The sequence below is a fragment of the Actinoallomurus soli genome, from assembly GCF_024055715.1.
GTDB classification, from domain to species: Bacteria; Actinomycetota; Actinomycetes; order Streptosporangiales; family Streptosporangiaceae; genus Actinoallomurus; species Actinoallomurus soli.
Window position 1 is genome coordinate 131,637 of sequence record NZ_JAMXMV010000003.1, and the last position, 22,853, is coordinate 154,489.

Sequence of the window (22,853 nt, forward strand, 5' to 3'; positions counted from 1 at the left end):
GATTGGTCATGCGTCGAGGCCGCGTCGCCGCCCACAAGCAGTACGAAGCATGGCCTACTGCGGCAGCAGAGGGAGGGGACGGCTGTGAGGTGTTCTGGACGGACGGCGCTCGCGCGTACGTCCGCCGCGACGGGGTGGACGAGCCGCTCGAGCCCTCACCTGATTCGCGGCTGGTGGACGTCAACCTCGATCCGCCGTTCCCGAACGCGCCGGGTTTCCGCGCCGTCCGGCTGCTCGCCGAGGCCGGATTCGTGGAACGCTTCCGCCCGCGCGTCGTCTCCACCACCTTGGCGGTCGCCTGGGTCGCCGCCGGGCGGCGGGCCGCGTACGTCACCGACGGCCATCTGCGGGACAGCGTGCACTTCGCCGCCGGCATCGCGTTGTTCCAGGCGGCCGGCTGCGTGGTGACCGGCATCCACGGTCAGCCGCTGCACACCGGCCCGGGCGGGCTCGTCGTGGCGGCAGACCGGGAGACGCACACGGCGTTGCTGGACCTCATCGGCGACCGGCTCCCGCCCGGCCGGTAGGTCTGTCAGCCTCCCATCGCCGCCAGGAAGGCGAGCGTCTTCGGCCAGCCTTCCGCCTGTGCGACGGCGTCCGCGGCGCGGGTACCGCCGTTCTCGATGAACTCTCCGGCGGTCGCGTTCCAGAAGCGGACGCCCGTCGGGAGGTAGGGGAAGGTGCCGACCTGGTGGCCCGCTCCGGGATACACCAGTGCCTGGTGCGGGATGCGGTTGTGCTCGCGGTCGAGTTCGGTCACGATCTGCCGGGCCGAGACCGCCGAGGCCCAGACCGCGTCCCGGTCCCCGGCGATCGCCAGGACCGGGCCGTCGATGTGGTCGAGAGGGATGGTGTCCTGCGGTATCGGCCGGCCGTGCCACGTCCAGGCGTTCCCTCCGGTCCCGTGGGCGCCGATACCCGGGTTGACCCTGTTCGACGGCGAGTACACGATGACGCCGTGGATCAGGTCGGGATAGAACTGACCGAGCAGTAGGGCCGCCTCCGTACCGCGCGAGTAGCCGCTGGTCACCACGTGCGCCGGGTCGACTCCCGGTTGGGCGGCGAGCGAACGGGCCGCCCGGGCGAAGTACTCCAGCGGGATGTCGGTGAGGCTGCCGGGCAGGCCCGGATCGCGGAAGTAGGCCAGGGAGAGCGCCGGATGGCCGTGTGAGGCGAGCAGGGCGGCCTCGTAGTCCCCGAACTTGCCGCCTTCGGAACCGCCGAACAGCAGCACCGCGGGGTGGCGGCCCCCGCCCGCCGGCGGCAGGAACAGGTCGCCGTCCACCTTGTCCGCCGCGACCGTGAAGCTCTTGTGGGTGACGCCGGGGGTGAGCCACTGCCGGGTCAGTGTCCTCGTCGCCAGCCGATGGCCGTGCACGGCGACGGTGATCTGCACGCTGTAGGAGGGCGATATCTCCGGAGGCAGGGGGTGGAAGGCCCGCTCGTCGGGGTCGCCGCCGGGCGGGGCCATCGACCAGAACAGCCCCATCCCTTCGGCACCGGTGTACGTGCCGGAGCGCGGGCGGGCGTGGTCGAGATCGACCGTCCCGTGGCCGTCCGCGCGGAACACGGCCCGGCTGCGCCATTCCCCCTCGGCGTAGTCCCGGGCGGCAGCGCTCACCTCGACGGTGTCGTGGGGTGCGAGACCGCGGATCGTGAGGTGGATCGGCCGATCGGCCAAAGCGGCCGGGGCGTCGACTCCGATCACGGCACGGTCGCTGTGCCGCGGGCCGCACCCCGTCACCATGCAGCCGACCGCGATGGCTAAAACCCCGAGTGCCCGATCTCTTAACCGCATCCCATTCCCCCTGATGACCGGGTCCGTGAACATGACGATATAACGCTGATTCGACGAGGCCACGGCGATCCCCCGGCAGTGTCGGCGGGGAACTCTACGGTGAGGTCATGAACAGCGCCCGGATGGTCCGTACGACCGAGGCACCTCCGCTTGACATCGCCGACGCCGTCCCTGGTCTGGGCGCCTACGCCCGTACGGTGGTGCGGTTGCATCCCCGGCCTGGCACGCCCGATGCTTCGGGCAGTCACATCGGTGGTCCGCTGTTGTGGCCGGTGGATGAGCCATGGCCGTACTGCTCGGACGCCTACTGGGGGGACGGCGGGGACAAGGAGCCGGACCGTCCGGTGGCGATGGTCGCGGTGGCCCAGCTCGCCGCGGTGGACTTTCCTGAGATCTCCTTCCCCACCGGCACCGATCTCGCGCAGATCCTGTGGTGCCCGAGCGATCACCCGGCGTGGGACTACGCGCCGGCGTTCCGGCTCGTCTGGCGCGACTCCGCCACCGTGACCGAGACTCTCGCGGCTCCGCCGGCACCGCGCTTCGTCGGTGAGGAGGACTATGTGCCGCGGCCATGCGTGCTGCACCCGGAACGCGTGATCGAGTTTCCGTGGCATGAGGAGCTCCCCAAGGATCTCCGCGAGGAGCTGGACGAGTGGGAGGCCGGGGAGAGTCTGTACCAGCGCATGTTGTCGGTGGTGCCCGGCTGCAAAGTCGGCGGCGGAATGTCCTGGGAGGTCGGCGACATGGGCGAGCCGCCCACGTGCGATGCCTGCGGCGCGCCCGTGAACCTGCTGCTGCAGCTGGACAGCCGCGAATGGTCCACCGACCCGCTCGGGCTCCGGTGGCAGCCGCTGGAGGATCGGCACCTGGAATTCGGCACCAGCGACTACGCTCTGGCTCACGAGCCGACCGGCCTGCAGATCAGCCGCCACAGTCACGGCGGCTTCTTCACCTGCTCGGCCGTTGCCGAGCACCCGGCCATGTTCCTCACCCAGTGACCTGGAGCGTTCGGCTCAGGCGACGGTTCCGGTCAAGATTACTTTTAGGCCTGCCCGGAATCGCAGGTCGCGATCGCCGGTAAGGATCGCGACGGCGTCGGAGCTTCGGCCGGCTTCGGTGCCGCCCTGGCGTGGCAGCGACTGGACGAGGGCGTCCCACTCCCCGCCGGCGAGGAGGGTGAGGTAGGCCTGTTCTTCGATCACGAAGCCAGTGGTGTAGTTACGGAGGGCGTAGGCGACGTCCCCCGCGTCGAGGGACGGCAGGATCAAGCCCTCCAGCAGCTTGCGCAACGTGGCGGAGATCGTCGCGGTCGCGGCGAAGGGTGAGTAGGAGCCGGCCACAATGCGGCCGCCGTCGCGGAACCCGAGCATGGCCGCGCGCAGGCGTTCGCAGCAGGTGATCACCTGGTCGACGGTGGGCGAGTCCGTGTCAATGCCGGCCAGGTCGATCGTGGCGTAGACGGCGTCGGCCATGGCACGTTGGAGATCGCGCTTGTCCCGGAAGTGCTTGTAGAGCGCGCCTGGAGTGACCTCGGCCGCGGCGGCCAGTCGGCGCATCGTCAGCGCGTCCAAGCGCGACGTCCGGCTCGGCAGGGGCGCTCGGCCTCGTACTCGGCGGAGTGATCACAACGGGTCTGGGCTGGCGCTGGGTGCTGCTCATCAACGTCCCGATCGGCGCCGCGCTGTGGGTCCTGGCCTCCGCGTGCCTCGACCCGTCACGCGACCGCGACCGACGGCCCCTCGACCTTCCCGGAGCGCTCACGGTGACTCTCGGCGCAGCGGCACTGACCTATGGCATCTCCCAGGTCGGCGGATACGGGTGGACCTCGGAGCGCGTCATCGTCGCACTCCTCGTCGCGGTCACCATGCTGGGACTGTTCGTCGTCGTCGAGCAGCGCAGCCCGGCCCCTCTGGTGCCGCCGTCGATCCTGCGGCGTGGCAACGTCCTGGTCGCGAACACGATCGTCGCCGGCCTCAGCGCGATCATGACGGCGACCCTGTACTTCCTCTCCCTCTACCAGCAGCGAATCCTCGGGGACAGCCCGCTGCGCACCGGGCTCGCCCTCGTACCGATGAGCGCCGTCCTGACCCTCGGCGCTATCACTTCCAAGTCGCTGCTGTCCCGGTTCGGCGCACGCCCGCTCGTAGCCGCGGGAGGCCTCCTGATGGCAGGCGGTCTGGCCTGGCCGGCCACCATCCCGGCACACGACGACTATCTGCTGCACGTCCTCGGGCCGACCCTCATCTGGGCGGCCGGAGCGGGCATCGTGACCATGCCCTGCGCCGCCCTCGCCACCGCCGGCATCGCCGCCGAACACGCGGGCCTCGCGTCAGGGCTCGTCAACACCGCACGGCAGACCGGAGGCGCGATAGGTCTCGCCGCCCTGGCCACCGTCGCCAGTACGGCGACCGCCCGCTCACGCTCCACCGACTCGCTGGAGCGTGTCGTCCACGGGTACAGCGTCGCCATGCTCGTTGCGGGCATCACTGCCGCGCTTGTCGCGCTCGTCGCCCTGGTGGCCGGAACGAGCAGACACCGGCAGCGCTGAATCCTGCCAAGGCCGGCCACGGTGTGAGAACGGAGGCGGCGCGTCAGCCGATCTGTTCGGCCAGGGCGACGATGATGCCGGCGGGGCCGCGGAGGTAGCAGAGCCGGAAGATGCTCTCGTACTGCGCCACCTCACCGAGGAGTTCGGCACCGTGGGGGCGCAGGCGGGCGATGGTGGCGTCGATGTCGTCGACGGCGAACATGACGCGGTGCAGGCCCAGGGTGTTGGGCGGCGGGTTCTCCGGCTCGGCGCCGACCGCGGCGGGGTGGTGGTACTTCGTCAGCTCCAGCTTGCTGTGGCCGTCCGGGGTCCGCATCATCGCGATGTCGCTCCGGACGCCGTCGAGTCCGACGGTGTGGTCGGCGAAAAGGCCTTCGATCTGTGCCTTGCCCTCCAGCTCCAGGCCGAGCTCGGTGAAGAACGCGACGGCCGCGTCCAGGTCGTCGACGACGATGGCGACGTTGTCCATCCGCTGAACGCTCACGGTCCCCGAGCATAGACCGCGGTGAGCCGCCGGTTCTCCGCAACGCCGCACGCCTTCAGGCTCTTCGTGGTGGAATGTCGGGCAGTCGTATGAAGATCGTTCGGGGAGAGACGTTGCCGGGTGAGCTGAGCCTGGAGGCCGGGCTGCTGCTGGCCCGGCGGTACCGGCTGGACGCCCCCATCGGCGCGGGCGCCATGGGTCAGGTGTGGCGTGGGGTGGACCTCGGCCTGAACCGGCCGATCGCTATCAAGATCCTCCCGCCGCACGTGGCGCAGGACCAGACCGGAGTCGCGCGGTTCCGCCGGGAGGCCGAATCCGCCGCCGGTCTTCAGCACCCCGGCATCTGCGCGGTCTTCGACATCGACCTGCACGACTCCGTCATGTTCCTCGTGATGGAACTCCTCGAAGGATCCGACCTGGCCCGGCTCGTCGCGGCGCATCCCGCCGGGCTGCCGATCGACCAGGTCGTGGGACTGGCGGAGCAGATCACCGACGCGCTCGCGGTGGCGCACGCACGCGGTGTCGTCCACCGGGACATCAAACCGGCGAACCTGTTCCTGCAGCAGGACGGCCGGGTGAAGATCTGTGACTTCGGCATCGCCCGGCTGGCCGACCGTACGACGCTGACGGCCACCGGCGGGCTGCTCGGCACGCCTCGTTACATGGCTCCAGAGGAGTTCCGCGGCGTGCCGGCCGACCACCGCGCCGACCTCTATGCGCTCGGCGGGGTGCTGTACGAGCTGTTCACGGGGAGGCCCGCGTTCGACACGGACGACCCGGGACTCGCCTCGATCATGTACAAGCACCTCAACGAGGCGCCCCTGCCGTTGCGGTCACACCGTCCGGACATCCCCGTTCACCTCGAGCGGCTGGTCCTGGACCTGTTGGCCAAGCCGGCCGGCCAGAGGCCCGTCAGCGCCGCCGCCGTACGGGACTTCCTGCGCCGGTCCGGGCACACCGCCGTTCCGCCCGCCGGGCCGCCGCCGTACCTGCGCCCGCAGCCGCCCACCGTCGACCAGGCTCCGGGGACGCCGACGGTCACCGCGCCCTCCGTCGCGCCGAAGAGCCGGAAGGGCGTTGTCGCCGCCGTCGGTGGCGTGCTGGGAGCGGCGCTGCTCACGGCCGGGGCCCTCGCACTGCCGAACGCCTTCGGTGGCCACGGCTCGAAGCCGAGGACGACGGCCATGGCGCATCCGTCCTCCACCGGACTCCCGACGCTCCATCCGGTCGGTGACACGGTGCCGGGCCAGGCCGGTCCCGGCACCTGGAAACAGCTCGGCCAGACGGCCGTCGTGCCCGTCATCCAGGGGATGCGTACGGATGCGGTGGGGGTGACCGTGACCTCGATCGTCAAGGGTTCCAAGGCCGACCTGGCCCCCCTGGCGTTGTCGCGGTCGGTCAAGGACAAGACCCCGTACTACGTCCACTTCTCGCTGACCAACCTCGGGCCCGACGACCCCTATATGACCTTCAATCCCACCTACTCGATGCACGGGGCCGACTCCGCGGGCATTGCCGTCGGCGACACCATCACGTCGAGGGACGCGAAGTCATACCCCACGCAGTGTCGCCCGGTGGTCATCGAAGACGGCGGCTTCCATCACGGCGCCCGTTACGACACCTGCACGGTCATCCTGAATCCCCGATCCGGGGACATCACCACGGTGCAGTGGTGCCAGGAACCCTACGACATCGGCAAGGACCAGGGCATCTACTGGAAACGGTGAGGGGCGACCATGCGAAGTACCTTGGGGCGGCAACCCGGTGAGGCACTGGCCGGGCGGTACCGTCTCGACGCGGTGATCGGCGGCCCCGGCGCCGCGGTCGGTGAGGTATGGCGCGCGTTCGACCTCCGGCTGAACCGGGTCGTCACCGTCAAGACCTTCGCCGCACCGGCCGCCAGCGACCAGGCAGGCGTCGCCGCGTTCCGTCGTCAGGCCGAGAAGGCGGCGGCGGTGCGGCATCCCGTGGTCGAGGCGATGCTGGACATCGGAACCGCCGAGTCCCCGCTGTTCCTCGTGACCGAGCACCTCGAAGGGCAGGACCTGAAGACCGTCCTGGCGACGCAGGGCGGCGGGCTGCCCGTCGGGCAGGTCACCAGAGTGGCCGAACAGGTCCTCGACGCCATGACGGCCGCGCACGCCCAGGGCGTCGTTCACGGTGGCCTCACGTCCGCCGACCTGTTCCTGCTCGACAGCGGGGACGTGAGGCTCTGCAACCTGGGCGTCGGCGTGACGCGGACGGGCACCGCCGATCCCCGTACGGATCTGTACGCCCTCGGCCGCGTCCTCTACGAACTGCTGACCGGCGCACCGCCGGCGGAGTCATCCCCCGTACCGCCGGCGTCCCGCCGCGCCGACGTCCCCCCGTACCTCGACCGTCTGGTGCTGGATCTCCTGACCGAGGACTCCGCCGCACGACCACAGAGCGCGGCCGCCGCCCTCGCGGTTCTCCGTGAGTCGATGGGGCCCGCTCTCCAGCCCACGGCCCGTTGGGCACCGGCGAGTCCCTCGGGGCCGGCCTCGACCGTCAACGACGGCGTACCGGTCGAGGCCGCGAGCAAGAGCGGCCGGGGGCGTCTCCTGGCGGAGATCGCGGGGGCCGCCGTGCTGGTGGCGGCCGCGGCGGCCGGTGGGTATCTCGTGCACGGCGGTACGGCCGCCAAGGCGCCGTCGCGTCCGGTGGCCGGCAGGTCCACCGCGGGCACCACGGCCCCGGCACCGCCCGGTGTCGGCCCGAAATCGCCGCCGCTGGTCCCGGGTTGGCAGGTCGTGGTCGCGGCCAACTTCGGCGTGGTGTACGACGTCCCGCCGGGGTGGAAGGTCGAGGATCCCGGCACCGGGGTGGGCCTCACCGACGCCAGCGGGAATGTCGCCGTCGGTTCGAACGGCGTCGCCGACATCAGCCAGAACGGCCCCCACTACGCCGACTGCACGATCGTCCAGTCGGGGCTGCTCGGTGGTGCGGGCATCACCTCGGCGACAACGGGCCAGCTGCAGTCGCTTGAGGTGACCGCCGCCCACAACGCGGTCCAATGGGCGAACTTCGGTTACCAGCGCGGAGGTGTGCTGCCCCGTACGGTGGAAGCGCCCGCGGAGCACGCGAGGATCGGCGGCCTCCAGGCCGTGGTGCAGAAGGTCGTGGCCACGACGAAGGGCGGTAAGGGGACCGCGTGCGAGCCGAACGGGGGCACGGTGTACGCCGCGACGTTCGCCTCCCGGCAGGGCGCACCGGTCACCTTCTACGTCTACTCCAACAGCACCGGGCCGGGCAGCGTGAGCGACAAGAGGCTGCGTCAGATCGTCGACACGATCCGTCCGCTGGCGTGAGTCCGGCGGGGCCGGCCACGGCCGTCACGGCGCGTCGGCCTCGATATCGCCCGCCGGACGAATCGCGGACTCCCGGCGACGCCCCGTACCCGCCCGGGCATCGCCACCGAGCGGGTGACGGCCCGGTCATGGGTGGACACGGTGCGGAACGCCGTCAGCGGTGCCACAGAAGGCGGTGTCGACCGTGCTCTGGAGCGCGTCCAGAATCTGTGGGGTGTGGGGGTCGGAGAGGTCGCGCAGGGTCACGGACAGGGTGATGCCGCGACGGCCGTCGACGGTGTGCAGGCTCTGGCTGCCGTAGCCGACGATGCCCCCGTCGTAGCCCCAGACCGTGACGCCACAGGGGAGTCGCATGCTGTCGATGCCCAGCCCGTCCGCCGCCCCGGCCGGGCCGCCGTCGGGAATCGGAACCGTCCTCTCCATCTCGGCGAGCCACCTCGCGGGCAGCAGCCGGCCGCCGAGCAGCGCGGCGTAGAACCGGTCGAGGTCTCCGGTGGTGGAGATCATCGCGCCCGCGGGCCCCGCGATCGAGGGGTTCATCCGGGTGATGTCCACGGCCCGGCCGTCGATCTCCATGTATCCGTGCGCATGCGGGCCGGGAATGCCGGGGTCGTGGTAGGGCACGGTCGTGTCGTGCAGCCCCAGCGGCCGTACGATCCGGCGGGTGACCTCGTCGTGCCAGGGCCGGCCGGTGACCTTTTCGATGATGAGACCGGCCAGCACGTAGTTCGTGTTCGAATAGTGCCAGCCCTCGCCCGGCGGGAAGTACCGCGGAAGCGCGGCGCCGCTGCGGGCGAGCTGTCCGGCCGGGAACGTGTGGAACCGCACCTTCTCCAGGAACGGCCGGCCGGCTATCGGATAGGTCTCGGTGTCATCGAGGTAGTCGGCGATCCCCGAGGTGTGGTTCAGGAGCTGCCGCAGCGTGATGTGCTGCCCGCCGGGCACCAGGCCGGGCAGGTACCGCTCGACCGGGTCGTCCAGTCCCACCCTCCCCTGCGCCGCGAGTTGGAGCAGGACCGTCGCGGTGAACGACTTGGTGATGCTCCCGATCCGGAAGCGCCCCTGCCGGGGCACCGGTTCCGCGCCACCCAGCCGGGCGTGCCCACTGACACCCCGCCACCGGCCGTCGGTGCCGACCACTTCGGCCTGCGCCCCCACCGCCCCCGCAGCCGTCACCGCGTCCAGCGACCGCTGCAGCCGCTCTCCCCGGGCCGACGAGACCGGCGCCCGGCCACCTGCGGCACGGGCCGAAGTGATCGGGACCGCCAGCGCGGCCAGGCAGGCCGCCCACACGGTCACGGTCCGCCACCGGGCCTTCGCACGTGCGTCCATCAGACACCTCCTGTGAGTACGTCGAATGCCACGGCAGCACTCAACGCCCCCACGGCCCGCTGCGGCGTCACCATGCCGGGGGAACCTGGCTCTCCGCCCGTGGCGTGATGACATCGCCTCGACGGACACCGCAGCGGGAGCCGGAGGCGTTGCAGCGGTTCCTGTTCCGCGAGAACGGAATAAGAAACGTCCCCAATATCGACTTCCACTTTGGTGGTATTGACAGGTCGATAACGAGTCGGCTATTCGCGCGAATCCTGAACCGAAAGCCATCGCAGTGAGCAATGATTCACTATGGACCCATGAGGCGAAGATCATGTATTTTCGCGTGAAGTCATTCCGCCGCGATCAAGGGGACGATTCGAAGTGCGCATGGGGAAGATCACGGTGGCCGCTCTCATGGCCGGCGCCATGGTGGCGGCGGTCGGGCCGCTGGCGGCACCTGCCGACGCTGGGACCGGAACAGATTTCCGGGTGGCCGGCGTCAGGATCTGGGCGTCCGACAACCCCTACTCGGGAATCCTCGGGCTGGGCTACCCGGGCCAGGGCTTCGACGTCGACACCGTCTATACCAGCGCCGCCTACACGTGCGACAACGGCGTGACGTCATGGGGGGCGTTGCACGGCCGCGACATCGCGACCGGCGTCACTGGATTCGTCCCCATCTGCAACACGACCTGGTGATCTCAGGCCAGGGCCGAAGGTCGAGTAGCGTCCCCGGTACCTGGCCCTGAATCCGGCCGATTCCCCCAAGCCCGACGCCGCCTCGGCTTCGGTACCTGCGAGTCGGTCCGACCGTAGATGAAGTGTCGCGGGCATCTTTCACGGTGATCATCCGCCGCTCTTCACCGCCGCAGCTCGCCCAAAGCTCGGCGAAACCGATGGCACGCATGAGGAGTCTCATCGTCCGCGAATCCAGAGAAGCGAAGGAGCCACTGAGATGTCCCGCCGGACCTCGAGCCTTTTCACTGCCGCAGTCCTGAGTCTTGGTCTGGCAGCCGGCACCGACGCATGCGGTTCGTCGCATCCGCCCGTCACCGAGCCGACCACTCTCACGCCTGCGAAGCCGTCGCCCACGCCGGCCGGACCGCGGTACAAGGCGGTCGGTAACGTCTGCGCGCTGCTTTCCGACCAGGTCGCCTCGACGTACATCACCGCACCCAAGAGCGCCGGGGGCACGCGCTATAGTGACGCGTCCGAGACGAGCCGCGACTGCACATGGTCGACGAACTGGAACGGGCCGAAGGCACCGCGCGGCGCCGGCAGCATCAACGTCACCATTACCTGGCACTACGACTCGCGGTACGGGGAGACGGGCACGCAGCTCGCCCAGAGCGACTACCGGAATTTGTTCCGCGCCAACAAGCCCTCGGGTCCGCTGTCGAGCACCGCTCCGATACCCGGAGCCGACGAGTCTTGGAGCTCGGTGAAGATGGGGAGCCTCGCCCCTACGGACGAGCCCGACGGCAGCAGCGCCGGGCTCGACGCGCGACGGGGCAATGTCGTGCTCGTGCTCGGCTACAGCCGGGGTGACATCAACAGGACTCAGATGAACACCGCCGTGCGGCGGCTCGGTCAATATCTACTCGCCCAGGCGACGGCCATACCCGCATGACGACGCCCATCCCGGCCGTGCATCAGTGCGGTCACCGCCGTCGGCGGAGGCATCACCCCTCCCAGCGCACCGAGCGAGGTGGGTCGCTGCACTACAACGCTGGTCGGCGGCGCGGAGGTCTCACGCCTTCTGACATCGGTGCCCAATCCTGCCGAGGCAGGATTCTTCATCGCATGGCCGCTTGATCGTTCGGGTGATGATACATACGTGCAGAATGAACTCATGACGGCAGTTGCTCCCCGACGGTCCCGCCTGACCGTGCGGGCGGCGCCGTCGGGCGGACCGCCCGCCGCCCCCGGTGTGAGGCCCGCATGCGGACTCCCGACAGACAACGTCGATTCTTTGTCTTACGCTGCTTCTGACGGAATGGCGTGAGGGCACGGATTCGGGAGCATCGTTTGGCACTGGACGATATGGAACTCGCGGAGGCTGTCAGAGCCGTACGTGACGAGCTGTTGAGAGCCGCCACCCAAGGTGCCGGCAGCGAAGTTTCGTTCGAGGTCGGACCGATCGATCTCGAATTCAGCGTAGAGTTGCGCAGGGACACGCAGACCCGCGGTGGAATACGGGCTTACATCGTCTCTGCGGAGGCCAACGCGGGCAAGAGCCAGGTTCGTACCCATCGGGTCTCCCTATCCCTGACTCCTCGCCGGACGGCCGACGGCGGTCCCTTGCTGATCGCCGCGGACGGTGAGGGAGACCCGGCTGGCCTGGCCGATGCTGGGCCGCTGTGACGGGCGCTGCGAGAGGCGGCCGCGCGGCAGGCCCCCAGCATGAGCGCGTGGTCGCCGTGCTCAGCGGCCGAACCGGCAGCGGATATCTGCTGGCGCCCCGGCTGGTGCTAACGGCCGCGCACGCCGTGGCGGACGTGCGCAGCCTACGGGCGGCGGCCGTACGCGGCACCGGTGTGCGAGACTGCCGCCTCATCTGGCAGAGCCCACAAAGCGACGTAGCGCTCCTGCTAGCGGATCGCGACCTCGTCAGGACGGATGTGGCCGCTCGGCTGGAACCTGTGCGCTGGGCACGGCCTCCAGACGATTCGCCTATCGATGACTGTCAGGTGATGGGCTTTCCGCATGCGGAACGGCGTCCCGATGAACTTCTGGACGTTCAGCACATCGAATGCGCACTTCGCCCCGGATCGGGCATTGTTCGTGACCGTTACATCCTTGACATCAAGGACGTGGCTCCTGAGCCGGTCAAGGGAGAGTCGCCTTGGCAGGGCATGTCGGGTGCCGCGCTCTTCGCGCGGGGCCATGTGCTCGGCGTCGTGGTTGCCGCGTCTAGGAACTGGGGACACCGGCGGCTGGAAGCGGCCAAGAGCCGGATGCTCCTGGACGACCCGCAGTTCGTGGAGGCTCTCTCCCAGTACATCTCGACGGCTCCCACGATGATCGAATTGCCCGCGGTCACACGGCACCGCACACAGTTGGCGCTCGGCGGCGCACTGCATTCGACCCCGGAGCAGTTGGCGGAGACGGTACGCGCCGAGTGGAGCATGGCCCGGGGACGGTTCTTCGAGACCATGGGCACGGCCGAGCGTCCATCCGAGGGCTGGGCGAACCTGCTGGCATGGATACGGGAGTTCGACGACCCGGCCATCGATGATGTGGAGAGCCGGTTGGAGCTGGTCGATCGATGGCTGACCAGCCCGGATCTCTCGCCCGATCTGAAACTGTTGCGCCTCTTGTCCTGGCTGGATCCCCAGGGCCCGGCCGTCTGGTGCGGGACGACCCTGACGATCGAGTCGCTGGCCGAAGCGTGCCTGGCCGGCCGCGTGGAGGAAGAAGGCCCGGCGGCACGGTTGTATCGCGACCTGTGCGCAGGGGGACTGCTGGACGCCCTTGCGGAGTTCGCCGAGCTACGGACGCTCCGCGGGACGCAACGCGACTGGGACACGGCCTGGAGCACCTGGTGCGAGTTGGTCGCGGAGTTCGGGACACGGCTGCCGATCGAGGTCAGAGAGTGGGCCAGCGGGCCTTCTCGGGGAATGCTCTTGGCGGCCGTCCTTCCCGACGCCGTCACGCAGCGCGTCATACACGCTGTCGCCGAGCGCGTCACCCCTCCGGCCACCGGAGCGGTCTGGTGGTACGACGAGATGACCGCGCGGAACTCTGACCCCGACAGCCCTGTCGGAAAGCTGCTGCGTACCGACATCGCCGGGTTCGCGACGGCCGACCTGGTGCGCGAACGCGAGCAGTGGCTGACGAACGGTGTGACGCGCGCCGCCGCCGAGCGGTACGACCGGGAGTGGGCCGCCTACGAGGTCGGCCGGCGTTCGCTCGCTGCCCGGCTCGGCGCGGCGCTTCGGGCCGCGGTCTGGATCGCAGAGTGGGCCGCGGCCCTGATCGGGCTCACCTGGCTGGTGTGGGGTCTGCCCGAGCCCGCCATCGCACGGGAGACGTCCTGGCAGTTCGCGTTGTTCGCGCTGGCCGCCTTCGCGGGTCGGCTTCCCGGGGTCGTACGGCTCGGCGCGGCATACCGCCCGCCGCTGCTCACCTGGGCGGGCGGTGGGCGCGGGCCGGACGCCCGGGCCGTGTTGGCCCGAACCGTCGGTGTGCTGGTGGCGCCTGTGGTCGTGGGTGTGCTGGTCCACGACCTGGGGTCCGTCCTGACCACCGTGTACGTCGCGCTGGCGATGATCTGCGTCTTCAGGTTCACACGAAGGGGCGGCATGCACGACTGGGACGAGGAGCACCAGGAACGGCTACGCGAGTACGAGACTGGAAAGAACAGCCCGCTGACGCCGCTTGTTCAGGGGGTGCGATCACGGTCGCCCCGCGACCGTGCCGAGGCGTACCGCGCGTTGTTGGACCCTCATGACCCGGATCGAGCCCGGCGGCTTCCGCCAGGCGACGGGAGGAACCGTGACCTTTGAAGCGTCCCCCGACGCGGCCGGCCAGTTCGATCGCAAGGCGGTCAGGCAGTGGCTCAAAGAGCAGATCGTATTGGAACCCGAGGTCTGTGGCCGAATCAAAGTCATCTTGGATGACGCCAAGAAGGATGCCTTCAGGGCCAAGGACACCAAGAAGAGACGCAGTGCCCGGCACCGGCTGGAGACAACGCCGGTGGTCACGCTGCTGCGCAAGGATCCCAGGGTCAATCCCCGGCATCTCACGTACGCCGGGATCGTCACCGCCGCTCATGTCATCGATCTGGGTGCGAGCAAGCTTGCGGCCAAGACGGGCATCGACGCGGCCGCCGCCGAGAGGTGGGTCCGGGCGGCCAAGGACGTCAAACGGGCCCAGAGCGATGACAGCCGCCCGCCGGATCATGTGTCCGCCTGGCGCGAAGAGGACGTCGCGTTGGTGAGTGCGCTGATCGTGCTCGATTCCGCATGGAGCCTGTACCTCGCCCCGCACACCAAGGTTCTCACCGACCCGGTCGAAGAGGCGCGGATACTCCTCCGGCGTACCTCTGCGCCTCTGTGGAAGCTCTACCCGGGCCGTCGGGCCCTGGTGATCGAGGACATCGCGAGCCTGGCGCAACGAATCGATCCTATGGAGACCGCCGAGGCGAAGTCCCAGGCAGAGAGGCATATCTCCCGGCATTACACGCTCGTGGGCCAGTTGAGTGATCCCCACGAGGTCGCACGGATCTGGCAGTACAAGAGGGAGGATCTGCTGGAGTTGCTGAAAGAGGTCCCGTAAAGGGCGCCGAAGTCGGCGGACTTAGTCGCCGAATACGGGAGGCGTTTTGACGGCGCGGCCAACGGTCATTCGCCGTTGCTGAACGGGTTGGCGCTGGCTGCGGTCTTCTGAAATGTTGCCGGTCTTGCTGGAGTGGGCACGGACGTGCAAAAGCCCTTTGATTCGCATGGCTGGACGGCCCTCCAGGTCGCTGCTGCCTATGGCTACGTCCGCGACTCAGACCGCCGATATCAACCGAGCAATCGCGGCCGAGAAGCAGTGCGAAGCAGAGCACGATCTGGCCACCTCTCACGTGTTCGAGAGGAGCGCTTGATGGGCCACAGCCGTCGACGGCGAGTTCGGCGCGCGCCTTGACCTGACGCTGGGATCGACCAGCTCAGGGCGACGACGGTGCGCCTCAGCCTGGATGTCCTCCCCGCTACCACCAATGCTCGTCGGCCGGCCTTCTCCTGAACCCCGGCAAAGTCGGCGCACCAGTCTCGGCCAGCTCGACCGTCCGCTCTACGGTGTTCGCCGTTGCCGTCAAGAAGGCGTGTCCAGTTGATCCCGCCCCAGGCTCTCACCTGGGAAAACGAGAGCCTCCGGCCGGGATCGAACCGGCGACCTGCCGCTTACAAGGCGGACGCTCTGCCAGCTGAGCTACGGAGGCGTGCTGCTTTCGCAGCCTCACCACGATAGCGCGTATACGCCGCGAGTCAGACTCCGTTCCTGGCGCGTTGCCCTCATCGCCACCTCGATCGTTCGGCGCCTGGCACCAGTTAATGAACCGTGCTTCAATAACGGCGTGGCACGGCCGAGGAAGTTCACCGATGAGCGTCTGCTGACGGCCGCCGCGGCGGTGATCAGCCGGTTGGGGCCAGGGTTCACGCTGGCGGACGTCGCGCGGGAGGCCGGGGTCGCCGTGGGGACGGTGGCGCAGCGGTTCGGGTCCAAGCACGGGCTCCTGGCGGCGATGACCAGGACGGCGGTGGGGTCCGCTCGGGAGGGCATGCGCGCGGCCGCGGAGACGGACGGCGATCCCCTGGGCATGGTGGTCGACGTGCTGGTCGACGCGTTCGCGCCGTTGGACGATCCCGCACGGGCGGCCAACAACCTGGCGCAGCTGGCCGTCGACCTGGCCGATGAGGAGCTGCGCGGGCTGCTGGCGGACCTGCACGCGGCACTGGAGGAGGGGCTGGTCCCTCTCCTCGACCGGGCGGTGCGGGAGGGCCGGCTGCCGGCGGCGCCCCCTCCCGCGGTGGCCGCGCGGATCCTGGCCGCGGTCACCGACGGCACGGCGCTGCACTGGTCGGCGCGGCCGGCGGGGAGCCTCCGCGACCGGCTGCGTACCGACCTCGGCGCGGTGCTCGCCGGCTGGTGCCGCGATTCGGAAGCGATGATCGAGGAGGGTATGTGACCGGTCCGTTGAAGGGACAGGTCGCGCTGGTCACCGGGGGCACCCGGGGGGCCGGTCGCGGCATGGCGGTCGAGTTGGGTGCGGCCGGTGCGACGGTGTACGTCACCGGCCGTACGACGCGGGAGGCACGCAGCCCGCTGGGCCGTCCGGAGACGATCGAGGAGACCGCCGAGCTGGTCACGGAGGCGGGCGGCCGGGGCATTCCGGTGCGCTGCGACCACATGGTCCCCGCCGACGTACGGGCGCTGGTGCAGCGGATCGAGGAGGAGCAGGACGGCCGTCTGGACGTCCTCGTCGACGACACCTGGGGCGGCGATCAGTGGGTCGAGTGGAAGCCGCTCTGGGAGCACGACCTGGACAACGGCCTGCGGGCGCTCCGCAACGGCCTGGAGACCCATCTGATCACGCTGCACACGGTCCTTCCCCTGCTCGTACGGCGGGGGCGGGGGCTGGTCGTCGAGGTCACCGACGGGGACGACATGTTCAACGACCGCTACCGGGGCTCGATGTTCTTCGACATGGTGAAGGTGGCGATCACGCGGCTCGGCAAGATGCTGCGGGACGAGCTGGCCCCGCACGGGGTCACGTCACTGTCGCTGACGCCCGGGTTCCTGCGGTCGGAGGAGGTCCTGGAGCACTTCGGCGTCACCGAGGAGAACTGGCGGGACGGGATCGCCAAGGACCAGTGGTTCGCGATCTCGGAGACGCCGCGGTACATCGGGCGGGCGGTCGCCGCGCTGGCCGCCGACCCGGAGGTGGGCCGCTGGTCCGGCAGGGCGCTGTCGTCCGGGGTGCTGGCCAAGCACTACGGGTTCACCGACCTCGACGGCTCGCAGCCGGAGGCGAGCCGTTTCTTCGAGGAGGTCTACTTCGGTAAGAAGGACGCCCCCGTCGAGGACTATCGCTGACTTGTGCCGAGGTTCTTCGTCGCCGTGGGCGCGAAGAACCTCGGCGCTGTGGTCAGGAGCGGCGGCGGGAGATCTCGTACATGGCGATGCCCGCCGCGACGCCGGCGTTCAGGGACTCGGCCTTCGGGCCCATGGGGATGGTGACCAGTAGGTCGCAGGTCTCGGCGACGAGGCGCGACAGGCCCTTGCCCTCCGAGCCGACGACGAGCACGAGCGGGCCGCTCGCGGCCTCCAGGTCGCCGACGCCGACCGCGCCCCGGGCGTCGAGGCCCGCGACGAACAGGCCGGCGCTCTGGTACGACTTCAGGGTCCGTACGAGGTTCGTGGCGCGGGCGACCGGGACCGAGGCGAGGGTGCCGGCGGAGGTCTTCCACGCTCCGGCGGTCACGCCGGCCGCGCGGCGCTCGGGGACGAGCACGCCGTTCGCGCCGAACGCGGCGGCCGACCGGACGATCGCCCCCAGGTTGCGCGGGTCGGTGACCCCGTCGAGGGCCACGATGAGCTGGGGGGTGCCGCGCTGCAGCAGGTCGTCGGGGTGCGCGTAGCGGTACTCGGGGACCTGCAGGACGATGCCCTGGTGCACGGCCCGGTCGGTCATCCGGTCGAGCTCGGTCCGGCCGGCCTCGAGCAGCGGCACACCGGCGTCCGTGGCGAGCTTGATTGACTCGCGGACGCGGTCGTCGGACGCGCCGGTCATGACGTAGAGGGCGCTCGCCGGGATGCCCGCGCGCAGGGCCTCGACGACCGGGTTACGGCCGGTGACCAGCTCGGGTCCTTCGGGCGCGGATCGCCGGCCGGTGCGCTCGGCGGGAGCGGACGACGAGGGCGTACGGCGCGAGCCGACGGTGGCCGTGCCGGTCCGCGTCGCCGACTTGGCGGCACGGGCGACCTGCCGGTTGCCGTACCAGTGCCGGTCCTCGGCCTTCGGGGTGTGACTCGGCCCCTTTTTGCGACGCTTCGCCATGGTTTGCCCTCCGCTGGTGCACAGGGCGCTGTCCCGCCCCCAGAACGGGCGATCTTTCGCCCCCCACCAGACTCTACGCGGAACCGGGACCCGGGCCGTCCCGAAGGAGCCGCTCGATGCGCTCCAGACGGTGCTCGATGGCGCTCAGGCGTCGTTCGATCGCCGTCTCCGGCGGCTGCGGCCCCGTCACATGCTCGGCCGCCGACCGCGACCCCTCCCCCGCCGCTCGCGGGCCCTCCTCCCCGGCCGGTCGTACCGGGGGTGCCGTCGGCGGCTCGTCAGGGGGCGGCTCGGGGCTGCGGAGGAAGGTCATGACGTCGCGGCGCAGTTCGAGGGTGTCGACGCCGCACCGTCGGAGGATCCGGGCGCCGGTGCCCTCGGTCTCCCGCATGAGGCCGAGGAGGATGTGCTCGCTGCGGATGTAGTCGTGGCCGAACTGCAGTGCCTCGCGCAGCGACAGTTCGAGGACCTTCTTGGCGCGCGGGGTGAACGGCACCTCGGTGTCGGGCGGCGCCGTGCCCCTCCCGACGAGCTCCTCGACGTCCCCGCGCGCGGTGTCGAGGGTGAGGCCGGCGGCATCGAGGGCGCGCACCGCGCCGTCGGTGTCGCCGCGCAGCAGACCGAGGAGGAGATGCTCGGTGCCGATGTGCCCGTGTTCGAGGGCGTGGGCCTCTTCCTGGGCGTGGACGACGACTCGTCGGGCGGTGTCGGTGAACCGCTCCAACACGTGCACCACCTCGGCAGGGGAGGTACGGCCCGGCCGGGGCGGCCGGTGGGTCCCGATCTCCCCGAACCGTACGTCCCCACCGGAACGGCACGCTTAACCGGATCGGGGGCCCCATCACCGTTGCCCCTCCCGGCGTGCGGTCAGGAGCGCTTGAGCTCCCAGCGGGGCCCGCGCGGGGTGTCCTCGATGACGATGCCGGCGGCGGTCAGGCCGTCGCGGATGGCGTCCGCGGCTGCGTAGTCCTTGCGGGCACGGGCCGCCTGCCGCTGCTCCAGGGCCACCGACACGAGCGCGTCGACGACGTCGCGAAGGTCGCCGGCCGCGCCCTCCCACTGCTCCGACAGCGGGTCGAGGCCGAGGACGCCGAGCATCGCGCGCACCTCGGCGAGGACGCGGATCACGGTGTCCTTGTCGCCGGTGGCGAGCGCGGTGTTGCCCTCGCGGACCGCCTCGTGCACGACGGCCAGCGCCTGCGGCACCCCGAGGTCGTCGTTCATCGCGTCGGTGAACGGGGCCGGCAGGGCACCGGGCTCGACCCGCCCGGCCAGCTCGACGGCGCGGGTCACGAACCCCTCGACGCGCTGGTAGGCCACCGCGGCCTCGCGGAGCGCCTCGTCGGAGTAGTCGATGATCGACCGGTAGTGCGCGGCGGCGAGGTAGTAGCGGACCTCGACCGGCCGGGCGCGGTCGAGCAGGTCGGTGAGCAGCACGACGTTGCCGACGGACTTGCTCATCTTCTCGCCGTTCACGGTGAGCAGGCCGTTGTGCAGCCAGTAGCGGGCGAACCCGTCGCCGGCCGCGCTCGACTGCGCGAGCTCGTTCTCGTGGTGCGGGAAGATCAGGTCGACGCCGCCGCCGTGGATGTCGAACGTCGCGCCGAGGTACTTGGTCGACATCGCCGAGCACTCGAGGTGCCAGCCGGGGCGGCCGGGACCCCAGGGCGTCTCCCAGCTCGGCTCGCCCGGCTTGGCGCCCTTCCACAGCGCGAAGTCGCGCGGGTCGCGCTTCGCCGCCTCGTTGGGCGTGTCCCCGGCCGGGCGCATGCTGTCGAGCCGCTGGTTGGACAGCGCGCCGTAATGCTCGGCCCAGGACGCCACGTCGAAGTAGACGTCGCCCTCGACGGTGTACGCGTGGCCGGCCTCGATGAGGCGGCGCATCAGCACGATCATCTCGGGGACGTGGCCCGTCGCGCGCGGCTCGATGGTCGGCGGCAGGCAGCCGAGCGCGTCGTAGCCGCGGCCGAAGACGCGCTGGTTGGCCTCGGCCACCGCGAACCACGGGACGCCGGTCTCCGCCGAGACCCGGATGATCTTGTCGTCGATGTCGGTGATGTTCCGGACGAACGTCACGTCGTATCCGGAGGCGAGCAGCCAGCGGTAGACGAGATCGTAGATCACACCGGAGCGCATGTGCCCGATGTGCGGAGCGGCCTGCGGGGTGGCACCACAGACGTAGATCCCCGCCCGGCCCGCCTGCAGCGGGACGAATTCGCGGATGCCACGGGTACCGGTGTCGTATAGGCGCAGGCTCACGCGTAAGAGGCTATTCGATGCCGGTCGTCTCCCGTGACTGAAATCGCGTCCCTCACCCATTCATTGACCTCACCGATCGTCCGCCGTTCCCGTCCGGCCGTACGTCGCCGCGCAGCCGCCGTGTCAGCTCGCCGAACGCCACGGCGTTCGGGACCTCGGCGGCGATCGCCGTCAGCCCCGCCGGGCGGTCGGAGCGGTCGACGTGGACCATTCCGCCCTCGATCTCCACCCGGTCGACGTTCTCCCAGGGGACGAACTCGCCGTCCTTGGCGATGCCCTGGCGGGTGACGCTGAAGGGCCCGAGGCGCACCTTGCCGCCGGTCTCGACGCGGGACAGGTACTTCGGCAGCACCCGTTCGGTCACCTCGCGGGAAACGGTCTCGACCAGTTCGCGGGCGCCGGGGACGTCCCCGTCGATCAGGGCCTCCCCCTCGGTCCCGGGCCGGCCGGACAATGTCAGGTGCCACGTGGCCACGCCGGTCGCGGCCGACCGTACGCCGGAGACGCGCAGTTCCGTGACGGCGTCCCACGTGAACGGGGTCACCGCGCGCCAGGAGGACAGCACGACGCCGTCCTCGAACAGGTGGACGGTCGTCGGGCTCTGTCCCGGCAGGACCTCCTGTACGAGGACGCGGCCGGCCGCGCCGAGGTACGCGGCGGTGAGCAGCAGGGAGAGCCCGGACGCCCAGCCGAAGCCGTCGAGCAGGAACGCGACGGCGAAGGGCAGCAGCACGAGACCCGGCAGGCCGAGCAGCACGAGCCACGTGCGGGACCGCCGGTCTGCGGACCGGGGACGGTACACGGCCCGGAACTCGCCGACCCGCGCGTCCTCGGCGGCCCGGCGGACCCGAGCCGGGAGATCGGCCGCGGTCCCTGTTTTCACCATGAAGAGGGAAGAATCTGACATACGACCGCCCGCATACCCACCAGCGGGCGCCTTGAAGCCGGAGCGCCGGATCCGGCCACTTCCCCGGTCCCGATCGGACGCGGCTCGGACCCCTCCCGCGCCGAGCCGGGCGACACGCGGGCGCGCGGTGAGAGCAGGAGCACGTTGATCCGGTCAAGATAAGGGAACCCTCCGAGACGATGGTTGGCTTCCCTGCTATGAGTGACTCCCCCGCTCCGTACTCCACGGCGCAGCGGCGGCTGCTGACGGCGGCCGGCGGCGTCGGCGTCGCGGCGCTGGCCGGCGCGACGTTCGTGCTGTCCTACGACGACCTGCGAGCGCTCGCCCTCCAGGGCGGCGCGGACCGGCACCGGGCGTTCCTGTACCCCGGCATGGTCGACGGCCTGATCGTCGTGACGATCCTGTCGATCCTCACCGCGCGCCGGTCCCCCTGGTGGGCGCGCGCGATCCGCTGGCTGCTGCTCCTCGCGCTGATCGTCGGCGCCGGCGCGGCCGGGGTCGAACGCGCGGTCCACGGCTACGGCGGCCTGTCCCGCACGTGGCTGTCCGGAGGGGTCGCGGCGGCGCCCTGGGTGATCCTCGCCGTCGCCGTCTGGCTGTGGCTCTCCATGATCAAACAGCTCGTACGGACCCGGCGGCGCGACGCCGTGCCACCGGCGGCCCCCGCGGCCCCGGACTCCCCGCCGGACACGACGGACGGCGACCGGGCGTTCATCCCCGGTCTCGGGGACGAGGCGTACGCCGAGACCCGGCCGCTCCCCCGCCCGGCCCCGCCCCTCGCCCTGGAACCCGGCCACGACGCCGTACGGGACCGGCCGCGCGAGAGCGCGGTGACGACCGCGTCGGACGAGCCCCGACCCGAACCCGGGACCGTACCGGGCCGGGAGACGGACCCGGACCTCCCACCGGCCGGGGCGCGCCACGACGGCGTCGCGGAGGCGGACGGCGAGCCGGAGACCGCACCGGATCGGACCCGCGAGGACCGGATCCCCCTGCCCCGCCCGGCCGCCCCCGTCGCAGCGGATCCGGAACCGGCGCTCCCGCCCGAACTGGAGCGGCAGGCGGATCGCGCGTGGCAGCCCGGCCCCGCCCTGCCTCCGGGCGCGGAGCCCGAGGCCGCGCAGGACACCGACGAGACCTCCCGGCCCGCGGAACGCACCGAGCCGGACGACGACCTCGTACCGGATACCGACGCGGAGGTGATGGTGCCCGTGCAGGACACGCCCGTGGACCCCGAGCAGGAAGAGCCGCCGCCGCGCTGGGTGGCCCGGACCTCGCTGCCGACCGACGTCCGGCTGGTCGGGCCGCCGCAGACCAGGCGGCTCGGCGACACGCAGCCGGACGGGATCAGGCTCCGCGACACCGATCCGGACGGCATCCCGATAACCGGCGTGGCCGGCGAGACGCCCGCCGGTGAGCAGGAGGACGCGTACGCCGACGACCGTGCCGAGAACCCGGACGCCGGCGCCGAGGCCGGTGACGACGGACCGTGGAGCCCGCCGGAGGGCGGGCGTCCGGCCGGTCCTGGCAGCGCCTCCGACGAGGAGGACGTGGCGTCGACGCCGCCGTCGAGCACGTTCCGCAGCTCTCCCACTCCGCCGCGGGGCTGACCCGTCCAGGGCCGCGCGTGCGGCCGAGCCCCCGGCAGGGACGCCCGGCCGTG

General features: G+C 70.7%; 22 protein-coding genes and 1 tRNA gene. 14 read left to right on the plus strand and 9 right to left on the minus strand.

Annotation, left to right across the window (positions count from 1 at the left end; genetic code table 11):
• The first annotated feature begins 8 nt into the window (after window positions 1–8).
• A complete protein-coding gene (locus tag NDW01_RS09820; protein WP_252819037.1) occupies window positions 9–527 on the plus strand; it encodes an inositol monophosphatase family protein in 519 nt (172 codons plus the stop codon).
• 5 nt (window positions 528–532) lie between these two features.
• Here the strand turns inward: NDW01_RS09820 and NDW01_RS09825 are convergent, their stop codons facing one another.
• Window positions 533–1,708, minus strand: coding sequence for an acyl-CoA thioesterase/BAAT N-terminal domain-containing protein (locus tag NDW01_RS09825; RefSeq protein ID WP_252819039.1), 1,176 nt, complete (start codon window positions 1,706–1,708; stop codon window positions 533–535).
• A 197-nt stretch (window positions 1,709–1,905) separates the two neighbouring features.
• On the opposite strand from NDW01_RS09825, the gene NDW01_RS09830 reads away from it, so the two are divergent.
• Complete coding sequence (locus tag NDW01_RS09830; RefSeq protein ID WP_252819041.1) at window positions 1,906–2,796, plus strand: YwqG family protein; 891 nt, start codon at window positions 1,906–1,908, stop codon at window positions 2,794–2,796.
• Window positions 2,797–2,811: 15 nt separating this feature from the next.
• On the opposite strand, the gene NDW01_RS09835 is transcribed toward NDW01_RS09830, so the two are convergent.
• The gene (locus tag NDW01_RS09835; protein WP_252819043.1) at window positions 2,812–3,369 is read right to left on the minus strand and encodes a TetR/AcrR family transcriptional regulator; all 558 of its coding nucleotides are present in this window, start codon (window positions 3,367–3,369) and stop codon (window positions 2,812–2,814) included.
• 47 nt (window positions 3,370–3,416) lie between these two features.
• On the opposite strand from NDW01_RS09835, the gene NDW01_RS09840 reads away from it, so the two are divergent.
• A complete protein-coding gene (locus tag NDW01_RS09840) occupies window positions 3,417–4,346 on the plus strand; it encodes an MFS transporter (RefSeq protein WP_252819045.1) in 930 nt (309 codons plus the stop codon).
• A 43-nt stretch (window positions 4,347–4,389) separates the two neighbouring features.
• On the opposite strand, the gene NDW01_RS09845 is transcribed toward NDW01_RS09840, so the two are convergent.
• Window positions 4,390–4,815: a VOC family protein gene (locus tag NDW01_RS09845; RefSeq protein ID WP_252819836.1), complete on the minus strand. Its 426-nt coding sequence runs from the start codon at window positions 4,813–4,815 to the stop codon at window positions 4,390–4,392.
• Between the two features lie 104 nt (window positions 4,816–4,919).
• On the opposite strand from NDW01_RS09845, the gene NDW01_RS09850 reads away from it, so the two are divergent.
• Both NDW01_RS09850 and NDW01_RS09855 read left to right on the plus strand, forming a co-directional pair.
• Entirely contained in the window at window positions 4,920–6,557 is a 1,638-nt protein-coding gene (locus NDW01_RS09850) for a serine/threonine-protein kinase (protein ID WP_252819048.1), read from the plus strand.
• Window positions 6,558–6,566: 9 nt separating this feature from the next.
• Complete coding sequence (locus NDW01_RS09855) at window positions 6,567–8,159, plus strand: protein kinase domain-containing protein (RefSeq protein ID WP_252819049.1); 1,593 nt, start codon at window positions 6,567–6,569, stop codon at window positions 8,157–8,159.
• 126 nt (window positions 8,160–8,285) lie between these two features.
• Here NDW01_RS09855 and NDW01_RS09860 read toward each other — a convergent pair whose 3' ends face one another.
• Window positions 8,286–9,491: a serine hydrolase domain-containing protein gene (locus NDW01_RS09860; protein ID WP_252819052.1), complete on the minus strand. Its 1,206-nt coding sequence runs from the start codon at window positions 9,489–9,491 to the stop codon at window positions 8,286–8,288.
• Window positions 9,492–9,863: 372 nt separating this feature from the next.
• Between NDW01_RS09860 and NDW01_RS09865 the strand changes: the two genes are divergently transcribed.
• The 6 genes from NDW01_RS09865 to NDW01_RS09885 all read left to right on the plus strand — a co-directional run bounded on the left by NDW01_RS09865 (window position 9,864) and on the right by NDW01_RS09885 (window position 14,756).
• On the plus strand, window positions 9,864–10,175 hold the full coding sequence (locus NDW01_RS09865; protein ID WP_252819054.1) for a hypothetical protein: 312 nt from the start codon (window positions 9,864–9,866) through the stop codon (window positions 10,173–10,175).
• A gap of 256 nt (window positions 10,176–10,431) precedes the next feature.
• Window positions 10,432–11,106: a hypothetical protein gene (locus NDW01_RS09870; protein ID WP_252819056.1), complete on the plus strand. Its 675-nt coding sequence runs from the start codon at window positions 10,432–10,434 to the stop codon at window positions 11,104–11,106.
• 78 nt (window positions 11,107–11,184) lie between these two features.
• Window positions 11,185–11,481, plus strand: a complete 297-nt coding sequence (locus tag NDW01_RS44300; RefSeq protein ID WP_406567708.1) for a hypothetical protein — start codon at window positions 11,185–11,187, stop codon at window positions 11,479–11,481.
• Window positions 11,482–11,504: 23 nt separating this feature from the next.
• Window positions 11,505–11,840 (plus strand): trypco2 family protein, encoded by a 336-nt coding sequence (locus tag NDW01_RS09875; protein ID WP_252819060.1) that lies wholly within the window; start codon window positions 11,505–11,507, stop codon window positions 11,838–11,840.
• Window positions 11,837–13,984 carry a S1 family peptidase gene (locus NDW01_RS09880; RefSeq protein ID WP_308211671.1) on the plus strand — a complete coding sequence of 716 codons (2,148 nt, stop codon included), beginning with the start codon at window positions 11,837–11,839 and terminating at the stop codon, window positions 13,982–13,984. The genes NDW01_RS09875 and NDW01_RS09880 overlap by 4 nt, the downstream gene beginning before the upstream one ends.
• The gene (locus NDW01_RS09885) at window positions 13,974–14,756 is read left to right on the plus strand and encodes a hypothetical protein (protein ID WP_252819063.1); all 783 of its coding nucleotides are present in this window, start codon (window positions 13,974–13,976) and stop codon (window positions 14,754–14,756) included. Before NDW01_RS09880 ends, NDW01_RS09885 begins: the two co-directional genes overlap by 11 nt.
• 576 nt (window positions 14,757–15,332) lie before the next feature.
• Here NDW01_RS09885 and NDW01_RS09890 read toward each other — a convergent pair.
• A tRNA-Thr gene (locus NDW01_RS09890) sits at window positions 15,333–15,405 on the minus strand.
• A 135-nt stretch (window positions 15,406–15,540) separates the two neighbouring features.
• On the opposite strand from NDW01_RS09890, the gene NDW01_RS09895 reads away from it, so the two are divergent.
• Together NDW01_RS09895 and NDW01_RS09900 are read left to right on the plus strand one after the other, a co-directional pair.
• Complete coding sequence (locus NDW01_RS09895) at window positions 15,541–16,152, plus strand: TetR/AcrR family transcriptional regulator (RefSeq protein WP_252819064.1); 612 nt, start codon at window positions 15,541–15,543, stop codon at window positions 16,150–16,152.
• The gene (locus NDW01_RS09900) at window positions 16,149–17,060 is read left to right on the plus strand and encodes an SDR family oxidoreductase (protein WP_252819067.1); all 912 of its coding nucleotides are present in this window, start codon (window positions 16,149–16,151) and stop codon (window positions 17,058–17,060) included. Before NDW01_RS09895 ends, NDW01_RS09900 begins: the two co-directional genes overlap by 4 nt.
• 52 nt (window positions 17,061–17,112) lie before the next feature.
• Here NDW01_RS09900 and rlmB read toward each other — a convergent pair whose 3' ends face one another.
• From rlmB to NDW01_RS09920, 4 genes are all read right to left on the minus strand, one after another.
• Window positions 17,113–18,024 carry a 23S rRNA (guanosine(2251)-2'-O)-methyltransferase RlmB gene (gene rlmB / locus NDW01_RS09905; RefSeq protein WP_252819069.1) on the minus strand — a complete coding sequence of 304 codons (912 nt, stop codon included), beginning with the start codon at window positions 18,022–18,024 and terminating at the stop codon, window positions 17,113–17,115.
• A gap of 73 nt (window positions 18,025–18,097) precedes the next feature.
• Window positions 18,098–18,760, minus strand: a complete 663-nt coding sequence (locus NDW01_RS09910) for a Clp protease N-terminal domain-containing protein (RefSeq protein ID WP_252819072.1) — start codon at window positions 18,758–18,760, stop codon at window positions 18,098–18,100.
• A 131-nt stretch (window positions 18,761–18,891) separates the two neighbouring features.
• Window positions 18,892–20,283 (minus strand): cysteine--tRNA ligase, encoded by a 1,392-nt coding sequence (gene cysS / locus NDW01_RS09915; RefSeq protein WP_252819074.1) that lies wholly within the window; start codon window positions 20,281–20,283, stop codon window positions 18,892–18,894.
• Between the two features lie 52 nt (window positions 20,284–20,335).
• A complete protein-coding gene (locus NDW01_RS09920; protein WP_252819076.1) occupies window positions 20,336–21,169 on the minus strand; it encodes a DUF6585 family protein in 834 nt (277 codons plus the stop codon).
• A 218-nt stretch (window positions 21,170–21,387) separates the two neighbouring features.
• Between NDW01_RS09920 and NDW01_RS09925 the strand changes: the two genes are divergently transcribed.
• A complete protein-coding gene (locus NDW01_RS09925; RefSeq protein WP_252819078.1) occupies window positions 21,388–22,800 on the plus strand; it encodes a DUF2637 domain-containing protein in 1,413 nt (470 codons plus the stop codon).
• Window positions 22,801–22,853 lie beyond the last annotated feature (53 nt).